The following is a 21,107-nucleotide window of genomic DNA, read 5'->3' on the forward strand; positions in this document are numbered from 1 at the left end:
TTCTGCAGGTGCTGGGACAGTAGCTGGCGGTCTCGCTAGCGCGGCGCTCGCAGCTCTGTTACCGGCAAAAATCAATTCCCGCGCCCGGCAGGCTGTCTTGCGCGGGAATGCAAGAACAGGGCAGTGCGTCGGCGTATCGTATCGGTGCGCATCGATACGCCTCCTTCGCGTCGCTGGCCGCGTCCATAGTGCCAAGGCACGCGCAGCGCACAAACAGACCCAGGTCGGGTGCATCACGGTACAAGCCGGCAGCCAAGCCGATTGCCGGTGCCGCCGCGCTCCCGCCGCAGGCATCGCCAATGCCTCGGAGGACCACCCGAACATGGTATTCTGGCGTCATGTGCCAACTCCTCGGAATGAACTGCAATGTCCCTACTGACATTGTTTTTAGCTTTACCGGCTTCGCCATGCGCGGCGGCCGCACCGATACCCACCACGATGGCTGGGGCATCGCCTTTTTCGAGGGCGCCGGCGTGCGCCATTTCGTCGATCACCAGGCTGCCGTCGAGTCGCCCGTCGCCGAACTGATCAAGCGCTATCCCATCAAGTCGAAAAACGTCATCGCCCATATTCGCAAGGCGACCCAGGGCCATGTGGCGCTGGAAAACTGCCATCCCTTCGTGCGCGAATTGTGGGGCCGCTACTGGGTGTTTGCCCACAATGGCGACCTCAAGGAGTTCGCGCCGACCCTGAACGGCCCGTATCGCCCGGTCGGCAGCACCGACAGCGAAAAAGCCTTCTGTTTCCTGCTGCAGGAATTGCGCAACCGCTTCGGCGACACGCCGCCGGCCTTGTCCTTGCTGCGCGCGGCGCTCAAGGAACTGGTGGCTGCCGTTGCCGTGCATGGCACTTTCAACCTGATGCTGTCGGACGGCTCGGCCCTGTTCGTCCATTGCTCGACCAAGCTGCATTACGTGGTGCGCCAGCACCCCTTTGTCACGGCCAGTCTGTCCGACGAAGATGTGAGTGTTGATTTTTCTCAAGTCACCACACCGGAAGATCGGGTAGCCATTATCGTCACCGAACCCCTGACCACCAACGAAAAGTGGACCGCCTTCGCGCCCGGCGAATTCAACGTGTTTGTGGATGGGATGTCAATACAAGAGCGTTAAGTATTTCCGCCACGCACTGGTATTAATTAGGTTACATTACCGGCTGTTATTATCCATATTTACAGGACAGATGAGCCACGACTCCGACCTAATGGCGCAGCAGATGCCAGTGCGGGATTTTTATCTGGGGCGCCAGCCTATCCTCGACCGTCAGCAAGGGCTGTACGGATACGAAATGCTTTTTCGCAACGCTCCAGGCGAGACGGCCCAGATTGACAGCGATGTGGCCGCCACCGCCACGGTCATTGCCCACACCGCCCAGCTGGGGCTGGAAAAAGTCATTGGCGACGCGCTCGGCTTTCTGAATGTGGATGCCGAAGTGCTGATGAGCGACATTTTCGTGTTCCTGCCGCGCGAGCGGGTGGTACTGGAAATTGTCGAGAGCATGGTGGTCACCAAATCGGTACTCGACCGCATTGCCGACCTGAGCGCGCATGGCTTCCGCTTTGCGCTTGACGACGTGCGCGTCGACGCCCCCGACGTGCAACTGCTGTTGCCGATGGTCGAGTACGTCAAGCTCGACGTGCGCGCGCTGCCGTTGTCGTCGCTGACGGCTCTGGCGCCACGCTTCAAGCGCCAGAACAAGAAACTGATCGCCGAAAAGGTCGAAACGCGCGAGGAATTCGATGCCTGCCTTGGGCTGGGTTTTGATTATTTCCAGGGTTATTATTTCGCCAGGCCGGCCGTGATCAGCGGGCGCAAGCTGTCGCCGTCGCAGCTGACAGTCCTTGAACTGATGAGCTTGGTCACCTCGGATGCCGAGAATATCGAGATCGAACGTGCCGTCAAGCGCGACGTGACCCTGGCCTTCAATTTGCTGCGGCTGGTCAATACCCCGGCGATCGGCATGCGCCACCGCATCGATTCGATCAGCCAGGCGGTGACGATCCTCGGCCGCCGCCAGTTGCAGCGCTGGCTGCAGATCATGCTGTACGCCGAACCCACGCGCCGCGGCAACAGCATGTCGCCCCTGCTGCTGCTGGCCACCACGCGCGGCCGCTTGCTCGAACTGCTGGCGCAACGCTTGCGCCCGGGCCAGCGCAATGTGGCCGAAATCGCCTTCACGGTCGGTATCATGTCGCTGATGGATGCCCTGTTCGGCATGCCGATGGCGGTCATCGTCGAGCAGATTCCCGTCATCGACGAGGTGGCGCACGCGCTGCTGCAGCGCACGGGCTTTTTCGGCGACTTGCTGCACCTGGCCGAGTGCATCGAGCGCATGGAAGAATCCGACGACCAGGTGCTGCCCGCATTGCGCGAACTGGCTATTTCCAGCGAAGAACTGATCGAACTGGAAGTGGCGGCATTCGAGTGGAGCGACAAGGTGGTGCGTTTCGCCATTTAGCACCTGTTGCGGCGGATGCAGCTCTCATCTGCCGCCACAGGCTTGCAAGCGCGGGCAGGGCCGCCGGGTTGCCGGCGGGCCCCGCTGCGCGTGGCGGCGGCTAGGTGCCGCCCGCCCATTGCTTGTGCAGGTCCGGATCGCTGCGCAACTCCCACAAGGCCAGGATGATGACCGCGATGCCGACGATGAGGCTGTTGTTCATCATGGGCCCGCGGTCGGCCACGACCGGAATCCATGGCGATACAGCCACCCACACGCCCGCCAGCAGGTTGACGACGACGGCCCAGACGTAGGTTTTGTACAGATCGAACGCGGCGAGCACGGCGATGACCGCGCCCGCGATCCAGGCATTCATGGCCTGCGGGGTGTCGGCGGGGTAGGCCAGCACCCAGGGTGAGACGAACAGCCAGAGACCGAGCAGCAGGATCGCCTGATCCTGCCACCGCCTGGCGGAGCGTTGGATTTTCATATTGCCTCCTGAACGCGATGTGCGGCGCGGAAAAGCGTGACCAGGGGGATGCGCCGATACTCCCCGGCTGACAGAGAGTTAGGCAGAAAAAACGCGGAAAAGTTCACGCTATGTGGTTCTGCCATCGGCAGAAACGACTCCACGCGCCAAGGCGGCACTCGGCGGGGACGCGTGCGTCTCCCCACGTTCTTACCGCAGTTACGAGCGAATCAACAAACTTGGGTTCCCGCCGAGTGCCGCCTTGGCGCGGGAACGACGGTGGAGGGCGCTGCGCTTTACCAGAAGGTGGAGGGCGCTGCGCTTTACCAGAAGGTGGAGGGCGCTGCGCTTTATCAGAAGGTGGAGGGCGCTGCGCTTTACGACAAGGTGGAGGGCGCCGCGCTTTACGACAAATTCGGCGCCAGCCAGCGTTCCAGGTCTTCTTTCGGCACGCCACGGCGCTTGACCATATCGTTCAACTGGTCTTCGCCGATCTTTCCGACCACGAAATACTTCGCTTCGGGATGGGCGAAATAGAATCCCGATACCGCCGCGCCCGGGAACATGGCGAACGACTCGGTCAGTTCCATGCCGATGTCCTGCGCCTGCAATACCTTGAACATATCGGCCTTCACCGTATGCTCCGGGCACGCCGGATAACCGGGCGCCGGACGAATACCGGCATAGCGCTCGGCGATCATGTCTTCATTCGACAGATTCTCGCCCACCGCATAACCCCACAAATCGGTGCGCACGCGTTCGTGCATATATTCGGCGAACGCTTCGGCCAGGCGGTCGGCCAGCGACTTGAGCATGATCGACGAATAATCGTCGTGCGCATCTTCAAAGCGCTTTTCGTACTTTTCGATTCCCAGCCCGCTGGTCACCGCAAACATGCCGATATAATCCTTGATGCCCGACGCTTTTGGCGCGATAAAATCGGCCAGGCACTGGTTCGGCCGCTGCACGCCATCGACCAGCGGCTTGACGCCCTGCTGGCGCAAGCCGTAATACGTGAATGCCACGGTGGCGCGCGTGTCGTCGGTATAGACTTCGATATCGTCGTCGTTTACGCTATTGGCCGGCAGCAGCGAAATGACGCCATTGGCGGTCAGCCAGCGTCCTTCGATGATCTTCTTGAGCAGCGCCTGGCCTTCCTCGAACACCTTCGACGCCGCTTCGCCGACCACCTCGTCGGTCAGGATCGCGGGGAACGGGCCGGCCAGGTCCCAGGTCTGGAAGAACGGACCCCAGTCGATATACCTGGCCAGCGTGCCCAGGTCGACGTTCTTGAATTCGCGCCGCCCGATGAATTTCGGCCGCACCGGCTCGAACGCCAGCGCCATCTTGTTGGCGCGCGCGGCGGCCAACGGCAAGATCGGCAGCGCCTTCTTGTTGGCGTGCTGCTCGCGGATGCGCACATAATCCTGGGCGATGTCTTCGATGTACTGGTCGCGGCTTTCCGGCGTGAGCAGCGACTGCGCCACCGACACCGAACGCGATGCGTCCGGCACGTACACCACCGGGCCTTCGTAGTTGTGGGCGATCTTCACCGCCGTGTGGGCGCGGCTGGTGGTGGCGCCGCCGATCAGGAGCGGGATCTTGAGCATGCGGAAGTGCGGGTCGCGCTGCATTTCCTTGGCCACGTGCGCCATCTCTTCCAGCGACGGCGTGATCAGGCCCGACAGGCCGATCATGTCGGCGTTTTCGACCTTGGCGCGCGCCAGGATCTCGGAGCAGGGCACCATCACGCCCATGTTCACGACCTCGAAGTTATTACACTGCAGGACCACCGAGACGATGTTCTTGCCGATGTCGTGCACGTCGCCCTTGACGGTGGCGATGACGATCTTGCCCTTCGGTTTGGCGACGATGCCGGTGCGTTTTTCTTCGAGCAGTTTTTCTTCTTCGATGAAGGGAATCAGGTGGGCCACGGCCTGCTTCATCACGCGCGCCGACTTGACTACCTGCGGCAGGAACATTTTCCCTTGTCCGAACAGGTCGCCGACCACGTTCATGCCGTCCATCAGCGGGCCTTCGATCACGTGGATCGGGCGGCCGCCGTTGTGCAGCAGTTCCTGGCGCGCTTCTTCGGTGTCGTCGACGATCCACTGGGTGATGCCGTGCACCAGCGCGTGCGAGAGGCGCTGCTGCACCGTGCCTTCGCGCCAGGCCAGGGTCTGCACGTCCTGCTTGTCGCCCGCTTTCAGGGTGCCGGCAATCTCGATCATGCGCTCGGTCGAATCAATCCGGCGGTTGAGCACCACGTCTTCGACGCGCTCGCGCAGCTCGGGGGCGATGTCGTCGTACACGCCCATCATGCCGGCGTTGACGATCCCCATGGTCATGCCGGCCTTGATGGCGTGGTACAGGAACACGGTGTGGATCGCTTCGCGCGCCGGGTCGTTGCCGCGGAAGCTGAACGACACGTTCGAGACGCCGCCCGAAATTTTCGCGTGCGGCAGGTTGTCCTTGATCCAGCGCGTGGCGTTGATGAAGTCGACCGCATAGTTATTGTGTTCTTCGATGCCGGTGGCAATCGCAAAGATGTTCGGGTCGAAGATGATGTCTTCCGGCGGAAAACCCACCTGCTCGGTGAGCACCTTGTAGGCGCGCGCGCAGATTTCGGTCTTGCGCGCGAAGGTGTCGGCCTGGCCCTGTTCGTCGAAGGCCATCACGATCACGGCGGCGCCGTAGCGGCGGCACAGGCGCGCCTGGCGGATGAATTCTTCCTCGCCTTCCTTCATCGAGATGGAATTGACGATCGCCTTGCCCTGCACGCATTTGAGGCCCGCTTCGATCACCGACCACTTGGACGAGTCGATCATGATCGGCACGCGCGAAATGTCCGGCTCGGAGGCGATCAGGTTCAGGAAGCGTTCCATCGCCGCCTTCGAGTCGAGCATCGCCTCGTCCATGTTGATGTCGATGACCTGGGCGCCGTTTTCCACCTGCTGGCGCGCCACCGACAGCGCTTCGTCGTACTGCTCATTCAAAATCATGCGCGCGAACGCTTTCGAGCCCGTCACGTTGGTGCGCTCGCCGACGTTCACAAAAAGCGAGTTCTCGTCGATGGTGAACGGTTCCAGGCCCGACAGGCGCTGCGCCACCGGGATCTGGGGGATCGCGCGCGGCGCGGTGGTGGCCAGCATGTCGGCAATCGCCTTGATGTGGTCGGGCGTGGTGCCGCAGCAGCCGCCGGCGATGTTGATAAAGCCGCTGTCGGCAAATTCGCGCAGCAGCGACGAGGTGTCAAGCGGCAGTTCATCGAAGCCGGTATCGCTCATCGGGTTGGGCAGGCCGGCGTTCGGGTAGATGCATACAAAGGTGTCGGCGATCTGCGACAGTTCTTCGGCGTAGGGGCGCATCAGGGCCGCGCCCAAGGCGCAGTTCAGGCCAATGGTGAGCGGCTTGGCGTGGCGCACCGAGTTCCAGAAGGCGGGCACGGTCTGGCCCGACAAGATGCGTCCCGACGCGTCGGTGACGGTCCCGGAAATCATGATCGGCAAGCGTTCGAGGGCCGGGTGTTCGGTGAAATACAGGTCGATCGCGAACAGCGCCGCCTTGCAGTTCAGGGTATCGAAGATGGTTTCGACCAGCAGCACGTCGGAGCCGCCTTCGACCAGGCCGCCCACCTGCTGGTGGTAGGCGGCGACCAGCTGGTCGAACGTCACGTTGCGCGCGGCCGGGTCGTTCACGTCGGGCGAGATCGAGGCCGTTTTCGGGGTCGGTCCGAGCGCGCCGGCGACGAAACGCGGCTTGTCCGGGGTGCTGTACTTGTCGCAGGCGGCGCGCGCCAGTTTGGCGGCGGCCACGTTCATCTCGTAGGCCAGGTGGCCCATGTGATAGTCGTCCTGGGCGATGGTGGTGGCGCCGAAGGTGTTCGTTTCGATCAGGTCGGCGCCGGCGGCCAGGTAGCGCTCGTGGATTTCCTGGATGATGTGCGGCTGGGTCAGGGTCAGCAATTCGTTGTTGCCCTTGACGAACAGCTCGCGCGCGCCGCTTCCGGCCGGGGCGGCAAAGCTCGCGAAGCGGCCATCGGGACCGCCGCGGTAGGCCGTTTCATCGAGTTTGTACTGCTGGATGATGGTGCCCATCGCGCCATCGAGAATCATGATCCGGCGCGACAGGATGTCGCGCAGCCGGGTTTCAGTCTTGGACATGGCGGGATGGGCGGTAGTCATGGGTGTGCTTTCGTTGGGCGGGTCAGGAGCCGGCCGGGACCGGGTCTAAAATTATACGTCATCGTGCCCTTTTGGTTTTTTGGAGGCTTAATGATCAGTTCGCTTTGTATCGTTTTGTATTTAAATACCGGCTTGATACAAGATGATACAAAATGTAGCGTGTCTGCAATCTTTACGTTACATGGGCAAACGACAATCGCTCCGATGACGCCGCAGTGCGTCTTTACGGGGAATACATAAATGAACGATGATTTTCAAACCAGCTGGTCCGAGCCAGTATCCATGCAGCAGGGTGACGCCAGCACCGTGCAGCGCCCGCCAGTTGCCGCGCCGCTCAAGCAGATCGTCACGATCCGCCTCGACGTCGACATGCTGAAATGGTTCAAAGCCGCAGGTCCAGGCTACCAGACCCGCATCAACCAGATCCTGCGTGAATATATGGAAGCGCAGCAGGCTGAGCGCGACGCGGCTCAGTAAGCTGGCGGAAGGACTCAGTCGAGGCTGAGCCCTTCCAGAGGGAATCCCTTGAGAAACTCGGCCGCAGGCAGACGCTTGCCGCCGGGTTTTTGCAGTTCCGTCAGGCGCAGGGTGCCATGTTTGCAGGCGACAACGATGCCGTGCTGGGCATCGGCGGCCAGGATCCGGCCGGGAGCGGCGTCGCTGCCGGCGTCGAGCGCTTCGGCGCCCCAGATCTTGATGACCACCCCATTGACCTCGGCGTGGGCGCCGGGGAAGGGGTTGAAGGCGCGGATCTTGCGGCCCAGTTCGGCCGAGGACAGGGAGAAATCGAGTGCGGCTTCCTCCTTGCCGATCTTGGCCGCGTAGGTCACGCCCGCGTCGGGCTGGGGCACCGGGTGCAGGGTGCCGGCCGCGCGCGCGCGCAGGGCGTCCACGATCATGCGTGCGCCCAGCGCCGCCAGGGTGTCGTGCAGGCTGGCGGTGGTGTCGCCCGGCAGGATCGGCACCCGTTCCATGAGCAGCATGGGGCCGGTGTCGAGGCCTTCTTCCATTTCCATGATGGTCACGCCGGTTTCAAGGTCGCCCGTTTCGATGGCGCGGTGGATCGGCGCGGCGCCGCGCCAGCGCGGCAGCAGGGAGCCGTGGATGTTGATGCAGGGCTTGATGTCGAGGGTGCTGCGCGGCAGGATCAGGCCGTAGGCGGCGACCACCATCACGTCATAGTCGGTGGCCAGCAGGCGCGCGTGGGCCGCGGCGGCCTGGGCGGCGCGTTCGGGGTCCTTGCTGTCGAGGCGCAGGGAGAGCGGCTGCAGGACCTCGATGTCGTGGGCCAGGGCGAATTGCTTGACGGCGGAGGCATGCATCTGCATGCCGCGGCCGGCGGGGCGGTCGGGCTGGGTCAGGACGAGTGGAATCTCGAAGCCGGCAACATGGAGGGCCTGGAGGGCGACGGCGGCGAACTCCGGCGTGCCGGCAAAGATGATTTTCATGGGATTCCTGGGTTAAAACAGTTCAAAGTACAAAGCGACTGTATGTGGATCGCAACGCTATAACAGGCGGTAACGCTAAAAACCGGCAGCGACGCTAAAAACCGGCAGCGACGCTAAAAACCGGCAGTAACACTAAAAACCTGCAGCAACGCTAAAAGCCGTCGTTCCCGCGAAGGCGGGAACCCAAGTCCGTTGCTCAGTTCTCGACTGCGCTGGTAACTTGGGTTCCCGCCTTCGCGGGAACGACGGTTTTACGTGTGACGGGCGACGGGCGCCGTGCGCCGGCGGATGACTAACGGTCTGTCAACTGGTACCGACAGCGTACCAGCAGCCTGCCGCCAGCCTGCAATCAGTGCCGGCGACCCGACGCCCGCAGCGCCGCTTCGCGTTCCATCCCGCGCTCTTCCTTGAGCATCTTGGCCTTGATCCGGTTGCGCTTGAGCGGCGACAGGTATTCCACGAACACCTTGCCCATCAAATGGTCCATTTCGTGCTGGATGCACACAGCCATCAAGCCATCCGCGCTCAGCTCGAACGGCTTGCCTTCGGCATCGAGCGCGCTGACCTTGATCTGGGCAGGGCGCTCCACACCGTCGTAGATGCCTGGCACCGACAGGCAGCCTTCATCGTAAACCTGCTTCTCAGCGCTTGCCCAAACGATCTTGGGATTGATGAACACGCGCAGGTCGTCCTTGGTCTCGGACGTATCGACGATGATCAGTTGCTCATGCACGTCAACCTGGCTTGCGGCCAGGCCCACGCCGGGCGCGTCGTACATGGTCTCGGCCATGTCGGCCACCAGTTTGGTGATGCGCTCGCCGAATTCGGTGACCGGCTTGGCCACCTTGTGGAGGCGCGCGTCAGGGTAGCGGAGAATATTCAGTATTGCCATAGGTCTAGTAATTTCGATAACAATTCGGTGATAATTTCAAGTGCTCATACGCATAAGATTCTAAAACACAACAAAAACACAACAGACCCACAACTGGGTTGAGCATGGTTTTTCTTGCTAGTTCAAGGATTTATGTGCAGAATTTGATCCAGTTCGGCAAGCCTTATCATCGATATCGTCGATAGGGTAGCGTTAAATCGCGCTGTCTCTTGCGCTGTGGCTGGCAAGGTGACGTGTCCAGCTAGCAATTCCGTGTTAATGCCGCACTTTACGGACATCTCAATGAAAAATTTTAGCACAGTCGGCGTCCGCGTAGCGGTTGTGGCGCTTTTTGCGGGACTGCTCGCAGCCCCGACCCAAGCGGCCACCTGCGAATTCCGGCCCAATGCCCCTGACCAGCATCTGGTGGTCAAGGGCGACACCTTGTGGGATATTTCCGGCAAGTTTCTGGAGCACCCATGGTGCTGGCCCCAGGTATGGGGACTGAACAAGGAAGAGATCCGCAACCCGCACTGGATTTATCCGGGGCAGGTGATCTACTTCGACCGCAAAAACAACCGCTTGTCGTTGTCCCGTCCGGGTAGCGGCGATGGCTCGGGCAGCGCCAATGGCGTGCTGCGCCTGTCGCCCCAGGTGCGTACCGAAGGCTTGGGCAAGGATGCGATCCAGGCCATTCCGTCGGGCGTGATCGAGCCGTTCCTGTCGCAGCCGCTGATCGTCGACGCCGACGAGCTCAAGGGCTCGCCGCGCATCGCCGCAGCCCAGGAAGGCCATGTCTACCTCGGCAAGGACGACAAGATTTACGTTCGCGGCAACCTCAAGGGTGGCAGCTCGTTCCAGGTGTTCCGTCCGGGCACTCCGCTCAAGGATCCGGAAAACGGCAAGCTGGTCGCTTATGAAGCGGTGTACCTGGGCACGGCCAAGCTGTTTGCCGAAGCCAAGCCGGGCGTCGACGTGCACACCTTCATGGTCGCCACGTCCAAGCAGGAAATCGGCGTGGGCGACCTGCTGATTCCGGCGCCGCCGACCGTCATGCGCAACTATATGCCGCACCCGCCCGATCAAAAGGTCGACGCGCGCGTCATGGGCGTGTATTCGGGCGTGACCCATGCCGGCCAGAACCAGGTGGTCAGCATTAACCGCGGCACGCTTGACGGCGTCGATGTCGGCACCGTTCTCCAGCTGTACAATCTGGGCAAACGTGTGGTCGACCCGGGTGCCGCAAAAACGGGCATCCTTCGTACCACGAAACCGACGATCAAGCTGCCTGACGAACAGTCCGGCACCCTGTTCATCTTCCGCACGTTCAAGCGCGTGTCGTACGGCTTGATCATGCAGGTAACCGAGCCGGTGGAAGTCGGCGACGTGGCCAGATCACCGGAGTAAAACCGCCGTGCAAGACACGGACCCCGCCCATCCCGTCAGCCAGGCCGAACGCCTGGCTGCCTGGGTACGCCTGGAGCAGACCCCGGGCGTGGGGCCCGGTACGGCGCACCGTCTGCTTTCCCGCTTCGGCACCCCGCAGTCCATCTTTTCCGCCTCCCATCTTTCCTTGCGCGAGCTTGTCTCCGACAGCGTTGCGCGCGCCCTGTGCGAGCCCATGCCGCACGCTTGCGCCGCCTACCTCGACACCGTGCACGACTGGCTGGCCCAGCCCGATCACCATCTTCTCACGCCCGACGATCCCGCTTTCCCGCCGCTGCTGCGCGAACTGGCCATGCCGCCCCTGCTGCTGTACGCCGCCGGCCGCGTCGCGCTGCTGTCGGCGCCGGCGGTGGCCGTGGTCGGCAGCCGCAATGCCACCGGGCAGGGCGCGGCCAATGCGCGCGCCTTCGCCAGTGCGCTCAGCGGCGCCGGCCTGACCATTGTGTCCGGGCTGGCGCTGGGCATCGATGCCGCCGCCCACGATGGCGGCTTGCGCGGTCCGGGCTCGACCGTGGCCGTGACCGGCACCGGGGCCGACCGCATTTATCCGCGCCGCAATGAAGAGCTGGCCAGACGCATCGCCGAAGAAGGTTGCATCGTCAGTGAGTACCCACTCGGCACCGGCCCTTCGCCCGGCAACTTCCCGCGCCGAAATCGCCTGATCAGCGGCATGTGCTGCGCCGTGCTGGTGGTCGAGGCCGCCGCCGGCTCGGGTTCGCTGATCACCGCCAGGCTGGCGGCCGAGCAGGGGCGCGACGTGTTCGCCATTCCCGGTTCGATCCATTCTCCGCTGTCCAAGGGCTGCCATAGCCTGATCCGCGACGGCGCCACCCTGGTCGACTGCGTCGACGACATCCTGATTCCATTGCAGGTCGCGCCGCTGGCCACCCTGGACGTGGCGGCGCCGGAGACGGCCATCCGCGACGCCGGCCAGCTGGCGCTGCTCGACGCGCTGGCGTACGAACCGAGCGGCGCCGATGCGCTGGCCGCGCTGACCGGCAGCGACCCGGGCACGCTGGCGGGCCAGCTGCTGGCACTGGAACTTGCCGGTCATCTTGAACGATTGCCGGGCGGATTGTTCCAGCGCGTAAAGCGGTAAGAAACCGCGCAAGGGGCGCACGGACGGGGCTTGTGCCCAAGCGAGCTTAACTGATAGAGTAGAGCCATGTTCGATATCCTTGTCTACCTTTACGAGACGTACTACCGCCCCGATGCCTGCCCCGAGCCGGCCGCGCTGGCGCGTAAACTGTCCGCTGTCGGTTTCGACGATGTCGAGATCTCGGAAGCACTCGTGTGGCTGACCGACCTGACCGAAATGGCGGGCGACGAGACCAATCTGTCGTTCACCTCCAGCGGCACCCGCTTTTACGTGCAGCAAGAATACGATGCGCTCGGCAGTGCCGCGGTCGGCTTCATCCAGTTCCTCGAAAGCGCGAGCGTGCTCAGCCCTGTGCAGCGCGAAATCGTCATCGAGCGCGCGCTGGCGCTGGAAGAGTCGCCCGTGGGCCTGGGCAAGCTCAAGATCATCGTGCTGATGCTGCTGTGGAGCCAGGGCAAGGAACCGGACGCGCTGATGTTCGACGACCTGTTCGGCTCCGACGACGAGCAGGCTCCCCGCCTGCTGCATTGAGTCCGGCCGGCGCCGCCCGCGCAAGCCCGGCGGCGTTCCCGTTTTCCCGTCCACGCAACGCTTTTCTCCCGCTGCCGGCAAGATTGTGCGCTTTGGCATGCAGTGGCTACTTGCGGATTTCCCGACAACCCGCTTATCATTGGCCGCTCTATCGGATTGTTACAATTTCGATATCAGGCCGGCAAAATGCCGCCTGCTGCGGCCAAGCATGTATGATGCGCGGGCCGAACCACTTAATATAGTACGACGAGAAAACCTATGACCAAAACCCTCATCATCGCCGAGAAGCCCTCCGTCGCGAACGATATCGCCAAGACGCTGGGCGGCTTCACCAAGCACGATGAGTACTTCGAATCGGACGAATATGTCCTGTCGTCGGCTGTCGGCCACCTGCTGGAAATCGCGGTGCCGGAAGAGCACGACGTCAAGCGCGGCAAGTGGAGCTTTGCCCACCTGCCCATGATTCCCCCGTATTTCGCGCTCAACCCGATCGCCAAGACCGAAGCACGCCTCAAGGTCTTGAACAAGCTGATCAAGCGCAAGGATGTCACCCAACTGATCAACGCATGCGATGCCGGGCGCGAAGGCGAGCTGATTTTCCGCCTGATCGCGCAGAACGCCAAGGCCAAGCAGCCGATCAAGCGCCTGTGGCTGCAATCGATGACGCCGGGCGCGATCCGCGACGGCTTCACGCAACTGCGCAGCGACGAAGAAATGCTGCCGCTGGCCGACGCCGCGCGCTGCCGTTCGGAAGCGGACTGGCTGATCGGCATCAACGGCACCCGCGCCATGACCGCCTTCAACTCCAAGGAAGGCGGCTTCTACCTGACCACCGTGGGCCGCGTGCAAACGCCGACCCTGTCGATCGTGGTCGAGCGCGAAGACAAGATCAAGAAATTCATCTCGCGCGATTACTGGGAAGTGCGCGCCGAGTTCGTGTGCGCCGCCGGCGTGTACGAAGGGCGCTGGCTCGACCAGTCCTTCAAGAAGGACGAGAACGACCCCGAGAAGCGCCCCGAGCGCCTGTGGAGCAAGGCAGCGGCCGACAGCATCGCCATGGCTTGCAAGGGCCGCCAGGGCAATGTAACGGAAGAATCGAAGCCGACCACCTCGATGGCGCCGGCCCTGTTCGACCTGACCAGCCTGCAGCGCGAAGCCAACGGCCGTTTCGGCTTTTCGGCCAAGAACACGCTCGGCCTGGCCCAGGCGCTGTATGAAAAGCACAAGGTGCTGACGTACCCGCGTACCGATTCGCGCCATCTGCCGGAAGACTACATCAACACCGTCAAGGACACCATGGTGAGCCTGGCGGAAAACAATAACTACCACCAGTTCGCCAAGCAGATCACCGACAAGGGCTGGGTCAAGCCGAACAAGCGCATCTTCGACAACACCAAGATCTCGGATCACTTCGCGATCATCCCGACCACGCTGGCGCCGAAGAATCTGTCGGAGCCGGAACAGAAGCTGTACGACCTGGTCACGCGCCGTTTCATGGCCGTGTTCTTCCCGCCTGCGGAATTCCAGGTCACCACCCGCTTTACCGAAGTGTCCGGCCACCAGTTCAAGACTGAAGGCAAGGTCATGACCAATCCGGGCTGGCTGGCGATCTACGGCAAGGAAGCGTCGACCGACAGCGACAAGGACGACAACACCGGCGGCAACCTGGTTCCCGTGGCCAAGGGTGAAAAAGTGCAGACCGAAAAAGTCAGCCCGAACGCCCTGGTCACCAAGCCGCCCGCGCGCTATTCGGAAGCGACCCTGCTGTCGGCCATGGAAGGCGCCGGCAAGCTGATCGACGACGATGAACTGCGCGACGCCATGGCCGGCAAGGGCCTAGGCACGCCAGCGACGCGCGCGGCCATCATCGAAGGCTTGCTGGGCGAGCGCTACCTGCTGCGCGAAGGGCGCGAACTGATTCCGACCGCCAAGGCATCGCAACTGATGACTTTGCTCCGCGGCCTCGGCGTGAACGAACTGACCGCGCCGGAACTGACGGGCGAATGGGAATACAAGCTGTCGCAAATGGAGAAGGGCAAGATTTCGCGTGACGAGTTCATGCGTGAAATTGCCCAGATGACCCAGATCATCGTCAAGCGCGCCAAGGAGTACAACAACGACACCATTCCCGGCGACTACGCGACCTTGCACACGCCGTGCCCGAACTGCGGCGGCGTGGTCAAGGAAAACTATCGCCGTTTCGCCTGCACCAAGTGCGAATTCAACATGAGCAAGACGCCTGGCAGCCGCCAGTTCGAGATCGCCGAAGTTGAAGAGTTGCTGGAAAAACGCACGATCGGCCCGATGCAGGGCTTCCGCTCGAAGATGGGGCGTCCGTTTGCCGCGATTCTGCGCATCGTGCGCGATGAAGATATCAAGAATTGCAAGCTGGAGTTCGATTTCGGCCAGAACGATGAAGGCGGCGAAGATGGCGAAGGCGTCGACTTCACCGGCCAGACCGCGCTCGGACCGTGCCCGAAATGCGCCGCCGGCGTATTCGAGATGGGCTTGGCGTATGTGTGCGAGCACAGCGTGGCCAAGCCGAAGACCTGCGACTTCCGCAGCGGACGCATCATCTTGCAGCAGGAAATTTTGCCTGAGCAAATGGTCAAGCTGCTCAACGATGGCAAGACCGATCTGATGCCGGGATTTGTATCGCAGCGTACGCGTCGTCCGTTCAAGGCTTTCCTGGTCAAGGGCAAGGATGGCAAGATCAGCTTCGAGTTCGAGGAGCGCAAGGCCAAGGCGCCGGCCAAGGGCAAGGCAGCTGCGGTAGCCGATCCCGAGGGCGACGAGGCGGCACCGGCCACGGCGAAGAAAGCCGCACCGGCCAAGAAAGCGGCGGCTAAAAAAGCGCCGGCCAAGAAGGCTGCCGCCAAGAAGCCGGCAGCGAAAAAAGCCGCCGTCAAGAAAGTTGTTGCGGAAGAATAATCCGCTGTACCGCCTGGTGCCAGGGCTGGCATCCAGATACGGGCCCGTCTGTAGAAACCGCGTTGCGGCTTTTATGGCCGGGCCCGTATTCGTTTGTCAATTTCAGTTTTTTGAGGTGGTCACAGTTTGTGACCACCTCCTGTTCTTCCGCGCCCGTCTACTGGAACGTAAGTCGGACGGGAAGCGTCGTGCTGTACTGGCACCATCACCATGTTGGAGACGCAATTCATGAACGTCGATTTGAGCCTTCTTGAACGCTGGCTGACTGGCTGGAGCCTGGCGCGCGGAGTGCCGCTTCCCAGACACCACGGGGGAGGATTGGCAGTGGACGTCGGTCGGCCCGACCAGTTGCGCCGTCACGTCTTTGCGGATGCAGGTGAAGCGCTTCAAGAATGTGCATCGCGCATCCACGAGCCCTTCGTCTATCTGAAGGCACCGGTCGATCCCGATCACATGCGCCGCGCGCTTCCCGACCGCTGGACGATCGAAGCTCCCCACTATCTTATGTACCTGTCCACGCCGATATCTGCATCAGCCGCATCGCCAGCAGGCTACACGGCCAGAATGGAAGAGGAAAATGGGGCATCCCTTATCCGCCTGCTTGACGCGGCGGGGCAGACGGCGGCAATAGGGCGCGTGGCGCTGAGCCATGGAACCGCCGTATTCGACCGCATCGAAACCGTCGAGTCTCATCGCAGAAAGGGCCTTGCCCGCGCGCTAATGATCGCGCTCGACACTGTGGCCGAACAAGCCGGAACGACAGAGCGCCTGCTCGTCGCCACCGAGGCCGGACGCGCGCTGTACCTCTCCCTGGGCTGGCGCGTGCTGGCACCGTATTCCACGGCCGTGCTTCCGGCCCCATAGCTGTAGCGGCTGGCGTTTCAGATCGACCGTGCTCGCATTCGACGCCGATTTCGGTTCGAATTTACTGCAGACGAAGGCAGGTCCGTGCTCACACTATCTACAAATGAGCTTGCTATCGATGGCGCCGGCTCGCATTCCATGGCCGCCGGCCACGCTAACTGCAAATGACGGCCCGTATCGGTACCTCCCTTTTCGGTCTGCGCGAAGGGGGTGCTGTCGCCCCAAACCGGTCATTGCCAAACAGCGTCGGCGCCATAGAACTTTAGGAATCCTCAACGTTCCTGGCGACGAACATTTCGACAAACTGCATTGGAGCGAGCGTCGTACCACCTTGTTTAGCAATTTCCTGATTCCTAGTCCACATCACATTGATGGAATCCCGGATATCCACCGGAAAGTGGAGTTGGTCGATCACGATGTCCCCCCAGGAACCAGCGGTCGAAAAAGATTCTCGAAATTTAGGAGTCATTGCTACAAGAAGCGCTTCCTGTGATGGATCGAGCTCATCAATACATTTCAATACGAAGGAATCGACCAGCTTAAGAAACGGTTTCCCAGCATAGCGGTCCATCGGCAGAGGCTTCTTGCCAAATCCGAAAAGTCCCATTTGTAGTTCCTGTTTGAAAAGGTAAATAAGGTTGAACGACCGCTCCTGGCCGACATCTGCCGATTGTACTCGACGGCTGCAGCACGGTCCGATCTCGGCAGCTGCCGCCCATAGCGGACGCCCAGAGGTAGGTCAACATTGACGCGAGCTGCGTGCCGCCAGAAAATTAAACAACCACCAGCGCCACATCCGGCACGTCCGACTCGACGGAACTTTTAAGCGGTCTTATTGCCAACCAAAAGAAGCTTATTTCTTACGGTGGCTACAAATTGAGCACGTTGGTCAACATTTAAAAATGCACGAGCAGGAATTATGTGGGCAGCGTGCGCATTAACGTACACGGCAACATATCCAAGTCGTTTGACCACCTTAAGAATGCCTGGCCAGTAGTGGTAGGACTTGTTGAAGCGAGTTTCCTCAAAAAAAGCATCATCTTGTATTTCAATGGTTCTTCTCGTAAATAGCGTGCCATTTCTGGACGAAAAGAGATAAATTACATTAAAAAGCAACTGAACCATCCACATTGCGAAATATACGATAACTGAGGAAAGTGTTCGGACCGGCAAGGTGTCTCCGTCGCTTGGCATAAAGAAAATCAACGCCGCGCCACATATGTAGAAGATCTGCACTGGAATCGACATGAGTTGGTGTATAGCATTGAACAGCAAATAATCGCGGAATTTTAAGTCGAATTCAATGCGCATATCGATGATCCTGAGGCTTAACTTTTTGGTGAGCGGCGGCCGCCCGAAAAATGAAACATAATACTCGTCGTGTACCGGCCGTCCGACTCGACCAAATTGGTAGCCATTTGGATTGCCACAGCGCTCATAATTTGCAGCGTAGTGTCTGGTTGCGCACGGTCACGGCCATGCCGTCATCAGTTGCAGGCGCCAGGACCGAACTATCATACGCGCAACATTGACGGAAAGCCAGATGGTCGAGGCGGACGGTCGCAGAACTGCGGCCATCGGTACCTTTCGCCCCATTGCGGACATTTGCGGTTAGTCGCCGGCGCTCCAAGCGCAGATGTTTTGATGCCTCATAGACTCCAGCGCTATCGTGCTCGCCACGCCAAAACAGACAGGTAAGCGCCGCAGAGTGCAAGAAAACCTCCCACCCAGACACCGAGTTCCCCATTTGAACGGAAACCCGCGCGGGTTTTTGAGAATGAACAGATTCTTTTACCACCAACGTCGAGTTGCCATACCGTGTGGGTGGCGCCCCCTACCAGTGGCATGTCTGGCGTATGCTCATACCCCACAGTAACCTCCTGATTTCCCGCGCCGCGTAAAGCCGGATCTACGATGATGTTTCCTCGAGCAATCGTTGGATAGTTGAATGTTTCGTCGCGTCCAAAGAGTTTAAACTTAACACCAATTTTTCCCGGGCTAACCTCCGCGACGCGCCCATGGGCCGTCGCCAGTGTCGACAAATCCGGGAGGTTGGAATCGGAATTATGCGAGAGTGTAGCTATTAACACACCAAGTGTGAAATTGGCCCCCGCGATCGTGGCCATCTGGGCAAAGCTGTAGTTGGGTTGGGGGTCAAAGTTTCTCAAAGGTTTGGTGATCAGTGTGGTGGACGAAACAAAAAATTCGTCATGGACAAAAACTCATTGGCTATGCACTTGTTTAAACCCTTTACCGGTTGTGGTCGATTAAGTGCAGTCCGATCAAGGCGCCACAGTTGACTGACTGCTCCTGGCCGACTTCTGCCGATTGTACTCGACCGTTGAGGATGTCCGATGTCGGCCGTTTTCGGGCAAAGCGCCCCATGGTTAATATGATAGGCTCAGACTTCGCGCATACCCATTATTTTCATGAAGCGCTGATGGCTCTCTGAAAATTGATCGTCGCTCACGTATTTATTAAAATAACCAGCTTGCAACCCATCTATGCCATCCTCATCGTCCTTGTTGGGACGTGTCAGGCCAAGCTCATCTGCCATCCAATTGTAGACGTCGGTAATATCCCCGCCATGCCTGCACGAACCGTAAACGAACTTCCCAATTCGTTCGTATTTAACTTCTGGGGTCATAGTGTTTCCTATTTTGGAAAAATCGTTGAACGTCGGATCTTGGCCGAAGGCGGAAGTTGCCTGGAGACGATTGTACCGTACAGGTGTACCTATGCGAGGCGTTGCCATTGAGACGATTTTTGCGTATCACAAGGGTTGTTTCTGCATATTTGAGACATTATCACCGACAGATCTCGACCAAAACGGGGCAAATCCGCTGCCCTTTGCTGTTTGTATTTAGTGCGAGCACATCAGCATGGAATGCGGGCCAGTGCTCTCGATTGCAAGCTCATTTGCAGCTAATGTGCGCCGGAAACGGCGCTGAGTGCGAGCACGCCCATTTTCAAACGGGTGCTGTCACACATAGCCTCCCATCATGGGCACTCGCCCGCAAACGATTGACGCTCGCGCAGCATTTCCAGTTCGCGCGCCAGGTTTTCGCGCGCGCGCTCGTTGTACAGATCCGCGAAATATCCATTCGGGTACAGCGTGCCCGCCTTGGCTTGCGCTTGAAAGTGCACCAGGATGCGTTCGCGGCCGGCCAGGTAATCCGCCTCCTCGACGTGCTTGTACTCGGCCCGCACCGAGCGCGCATAGCCGTCGTAAACATCCGCGGCCTGGCCCAGGATCGCCAGGTCCACGCCCTGCATCACATCCTGCAGCGCATGGCGCAGCGACACCGGCGCCAGATGCTCGGTGGCGCGAATCAGGCTGGCCACCTCGTTCGCCGCCGCGCCGCTGTCGAGGTTTGATGCGAGCCACAGCTGCGCACTCTGTTCCTCGTTCGATCCTGTCCCCGTGCCGCCGCCGTACACCGCGTCGTGGAACCAGAACGCTTTCTTGAGCATCGCCATCTGCGCCGCGCTGGCGCCGGCGTTGGCCGCCCACACGGTGATTTCGGTCAGCCCGTGCACCAGATGATCGAGGTTGTGATACGGCCGCTGGCAAGAGCCGTAGGCGCTCTCGCTGGTCAGCCGCGCGAACCAGGCTGCGGCGTTGGCGTCTTCGGCCGGCCACAGGCTGTCCCAGTCCTTGCGCAGCCAGTCGAGAATCCACGCGGCGTAGGCCGGCGCCGGCATGAACTGGCGCGTGGTCCAGTGCCAGCCGACCGGTCCCTGCAACCCGCGCACGAAACTCGAACTGACCGATCCCAGATCGCGCGGCGGCATCACGAACAGCGTTTTCGCGCCGTGCAGCACATCGACATTGGCTTGCTGGATCAGGTTTTCGTAATCGAAGTCGGATGTGTTGCGGATGCCGCGAATCAGGAAGTCGATGCCCAGCCGCTTGGCCGCGCGCGCCGTGTAGTCGCCGCGCACCAGCACCACGCTGACATTGGTCCAGCCCTGCGCGGCCACGCTGCGTTCGACAATCTCCTTGCGCGAGGCGGCATGGAACTGCGGCTTCTTGAACGGGTTTTCAGAGATCAGCACAACGACTTCGTCAGCCAGTTCGCGCGCTTCGCCGATCACCCACAAATGGCCGTTGGTGATCGGGTCGAGCGTGCCGGAGAATGCGATTTTTTTCAAGGTTCAGCTCCACAGGTCGGTGTATCGGTGATGCAGTTGCAAGGTGAGGGCGCGCACGTCGTCCAGCGTGCCGTCGTTCTCCACCACGTCGTCGGCACGCGCCAGATAATCGGCGCGCGGCAGCTGCATGGCGATGATGCTGGCCACCTGCGCGCCGCTCCAGTCGGGATTGCGCAGGGCGATGCGCGCCGCCCGGTTCTGGTCCGATGTATCGACCACCAGCACGCGCGCCGCCGGCAGGGCCTGGTCCATCGCCAGCGCCGACTCCCACACCACATAAGTCGCCTGCTGGCTGCGCGTCCAGTCGTTTGCCAGCGCCAGCACGGCCGGGCGCAGGATGCGCTTCAATGTTTCATTGGCGGCCGGGTCCGGCGCGAACACGCTGCGCAAGGTGCCGCGCGCCAGGCTGCCATCGGGCGCCATCGCATGCGGGAATGCGCGCGCGATTTGCATCGTGGCCGGATGCGCCGGGTCCTGGTGCACCGTGCGCGCGAGCGCATCGGCGTCGATGCACGGCACACCGAGCGCTTCAAAGGCGCGCGCGAAGGTCGACTTGCCGCTGCCGATCCCGCCGGTCAGTACCAATATCTTGGGGGGAGTGAAGCTCATCTTGTAGCCCGTTCAATTGTTTGGTTGCTCATCCAATATTGTCAGGTTAGCGAAAGACGCCAGG

At 61.0% G+C, this 21,107-nt stretch carries 17 protein-coding genes; 8 read left to right on the forward strand and 9 right to left on the reverse strand.

Annotation, left to right across the window (positions count from 1 at the left end):
- Positions 1 to 338 precede the first annotated feature (338 nt).
- Complete coding sequence (locus tag CR152_RS06900) at positions 339 to 1,112, forward strand: class II glutamine amidotransferase (protein WP_099874247.1); 774 nt, start codon at positions 339 to 341, stop codon at positions 1,110 to 1,112.
- A gap of 70 nt (positions 1,113 to 1,182) precedes the next feature.
- On the forward strand, positions 1,183 to 2,457 hold the full coding sequence (locus CR152_RS06905; protein ID WP_099874248.1) for an EAL and HDOD domain-containing protein: 1,275 nt from the start codon (positions 1,183 to 1,185) through the stop codon (positions 2,455 to 2,457).
- A gap of 100 nt (positions 2,458 to 2,557) precedes the next feature.
- Here the strand turns inward: CR152_RS06905 and CR152_RS06910 are convergent, their stop codons facing one another.
- The gene (locus CR152_RS06910) at positions 2,558 to 2,926 is read right to left on the reverse strand and encodes an SPW repeat protein (protein ID WP_099874249.1); all 369 of its coding nucleotides are present in this window, start codon (positions 2,924 to 2,926) and stop codon (positions 2,558 to 2,560) included.
- A 383-nt stretch (positions 2,927 to 3,309) separates the two neighbouring features.
- A complete protein-coding gene (gene metH, locus CR152_RS06915; RefSeq protein WP_099874250.1) occupies positions 3,310 to 7,068 on the reverse strand; it encodes a methionine synthase in 3,759 nt (1,252 codons plus the stop codon).
- 261 nt (positions 7,069 to 7,329) lie between these two features.
- Here metH and CR152_RS34630 point away from each other — a divergent pair, with 261 nt between their 5' ends.
- Complete coding sequence (locus CR152_RS34630; protein ID WP_099874251.1) at positions 7,330 to 7,566, forward strand: BrnA antitoxin family protein; 237 nt, start codon at positions 7,330 to 7,332, stop codon at positions 7,564 to 7,566.
- Positions 7,567 to 7,580: 14 nt separating this feature from the next.
- On the opposite strand, the gene fmt is transcribed toward CR152_RS34630, so the two are convergent.
- A complete protein-coding gene (fmt, locus tag CR152_RS06925) occupies positions 7,581 to 8,537 on the reverse strand; it encodes a methionyl-tRNA formyltransferase (protein WP_099874252.1) in 957 nt (318 codons plus the stop codon).
- A 349-nt stretch (positions 8,538 to 8,886) separates the two neighbouring features.
- Positions 8,887 to 9,429, reverse strand: a complete 543-nt coding sequence (gene def, locus CR152_RS06930) for a peptide deformylase (RefSeq protein WP_099874253.1) — start codon at positions 9,427 to 9,429, stop codon at positions 8,887 to 8,889.
- Positions 9,430 to 9,711: 282 nt separating this feature from the next.
- On the opposite strand from def, the gene CR152_RS06935 reads away from it, so the two are divergent.
- From CR152_RS06935 to CR152_RS06955, 5 genes are all read left to right on the forward strand, one after another.
- Positions 9,712 to 10,815, forward strand: coding sequence for a LysM peptidoglycan-binding domain-containing protein (locus tag CR152_RS06935; RefSeq protein ID WP_099874254.1), 1,104 nt, complete (start codon positions 9,712 to 9,714; stop codon positions 10,813 to 10,815).
- A gap of 7 nt (positions 10,816 to 10,822) precedes the next feature.
- The gene (gene dprA / locus CR152_RS06940) at positions 10,823 to 11,953 is read left to right on the forward strand and encodes a DNA-processing protein DprA (RefSeq protein WP_099874255.1); all 1,131 of its coding nucleotides are present in this window, start codon (positions 10,823 to 10,825) and stop codon (positions 11,951 to 11,953) included.
- Positions 11,954 to 12,019: 66 nt separating this feature from the next.
- Positions 12,020 to 12,484, forward strand: a complete 465-nt coding sequence (locus CR152_RS06945) for a Smg family protein (RefSeq protein WP_099874256.1) — start codon at positions 12,020 to 12,022, stop codon at positions 12,482 to 12,484.
- A gap of 258 nt (positions 12,485 to 12,742) precedes the next feature.
- Positions 12,743 to 15,415, forward strand: a complete 2,673-nt coding sequence (locus CR152_RS06950; protein WP_099874257.1) for a DNA topoisomerase III — start codon at positions 12,743 to 12,745, stop codon at positions 15,413 to 15,415.
- Positions 15,416 to 15,643: 228 nt separating this feature from the next.
- Entirely contained in the window at positions 15,644 to 16,279 is a 636-nt protein-coding gene (locus CR152_RS06955) for a GNAT family N-acetyltransferase (protein ID WP_099882062.1), read from the forward strand.
- 262 nt (positions 16,280 to 16,541) lie between these two features.
- Here the strand turns inward: CR152_RS06955 and CR152_RS06960 are convergent, their stop codons facing one another.
- The 5 genes from CR152_RS06960 to coaE form a co-directional block, all read right to left on the reverse strand.
- Positions 16,542 to 16,886: a hypothetical protein gene (locus tag CR152_RS06960; RefSeq protein ID WP_099874258.1), complete on the reverse strand. Its 345-nt coding sequence runs from the start codon at positions 16,884 to 16,886 to the stop codon at positions 16,542 to 16,544.
- 215 nt (positions 16,887 to 17,101) lie between these two features.
- Positions 17,102 to 17,590 (reverse strand): YcxB family protein, encoded by a 489-nt coding sequence (locus tag CR152_RS06965; protein WP_099874259.1) that lies wholly within the window; start codon positions 17,588 to 17,590, stop codon positions 17,102 to 17,104.
- A 1,090-nt stretch (positions 17,591 to 18,680) separates the two neighbouring features.
- Positions 18,681 to 18,926 (reverse strand): hypothetical protein, encoded by a 246-nt coding sequence (locus CR152_RS06970; RefSeq protein ID WP_099874260.1) that lies wholly within the window; start codon positions 18,924 to 18,926, stop codon positions 18,681 to 18,683.
- A gap of 353 nt (positions 18,927 to 19,279) precedes the next feature.
- Positions 19,280 to 20,434, reverse strand: coding sequence for a pantetheine-phosphate adenylyltransferase (gene coaD, locus CR152_RS06975; protein WP_099874261.1), 1,155 nt, complete (start codon positions 20,432 to 20,434; stop codon positions 19,280 to 19,282).
- A 3-nt stretch (positions 20,435 to 20,437) separates the two neighbouring features.
- On the reverse strand, positions 20,438 to 21,043 hold the full coding sequence (gene coaE / locus CR152_RS06980) for a dephospho-CoA kinase (protein ID WP_099874262.1): 606 nt from the start codon (positions 21,041 to 21,043) through the stop codon (positions 20,438 to 20,440).
- Positions 21,044 to 21,107: the final 64 nt, after the last annotated feature.

Source organism: Massilia violaceinigra, assembly GCF_002752675.1.
Classification (GTDB): domain Bacteria; phylum Pseudomonadota; class Gammaproteobacteria; order Burkholderiales; family Burkholderiaceae_D; genus Telluria_A; species Telluria_A violaceinigra.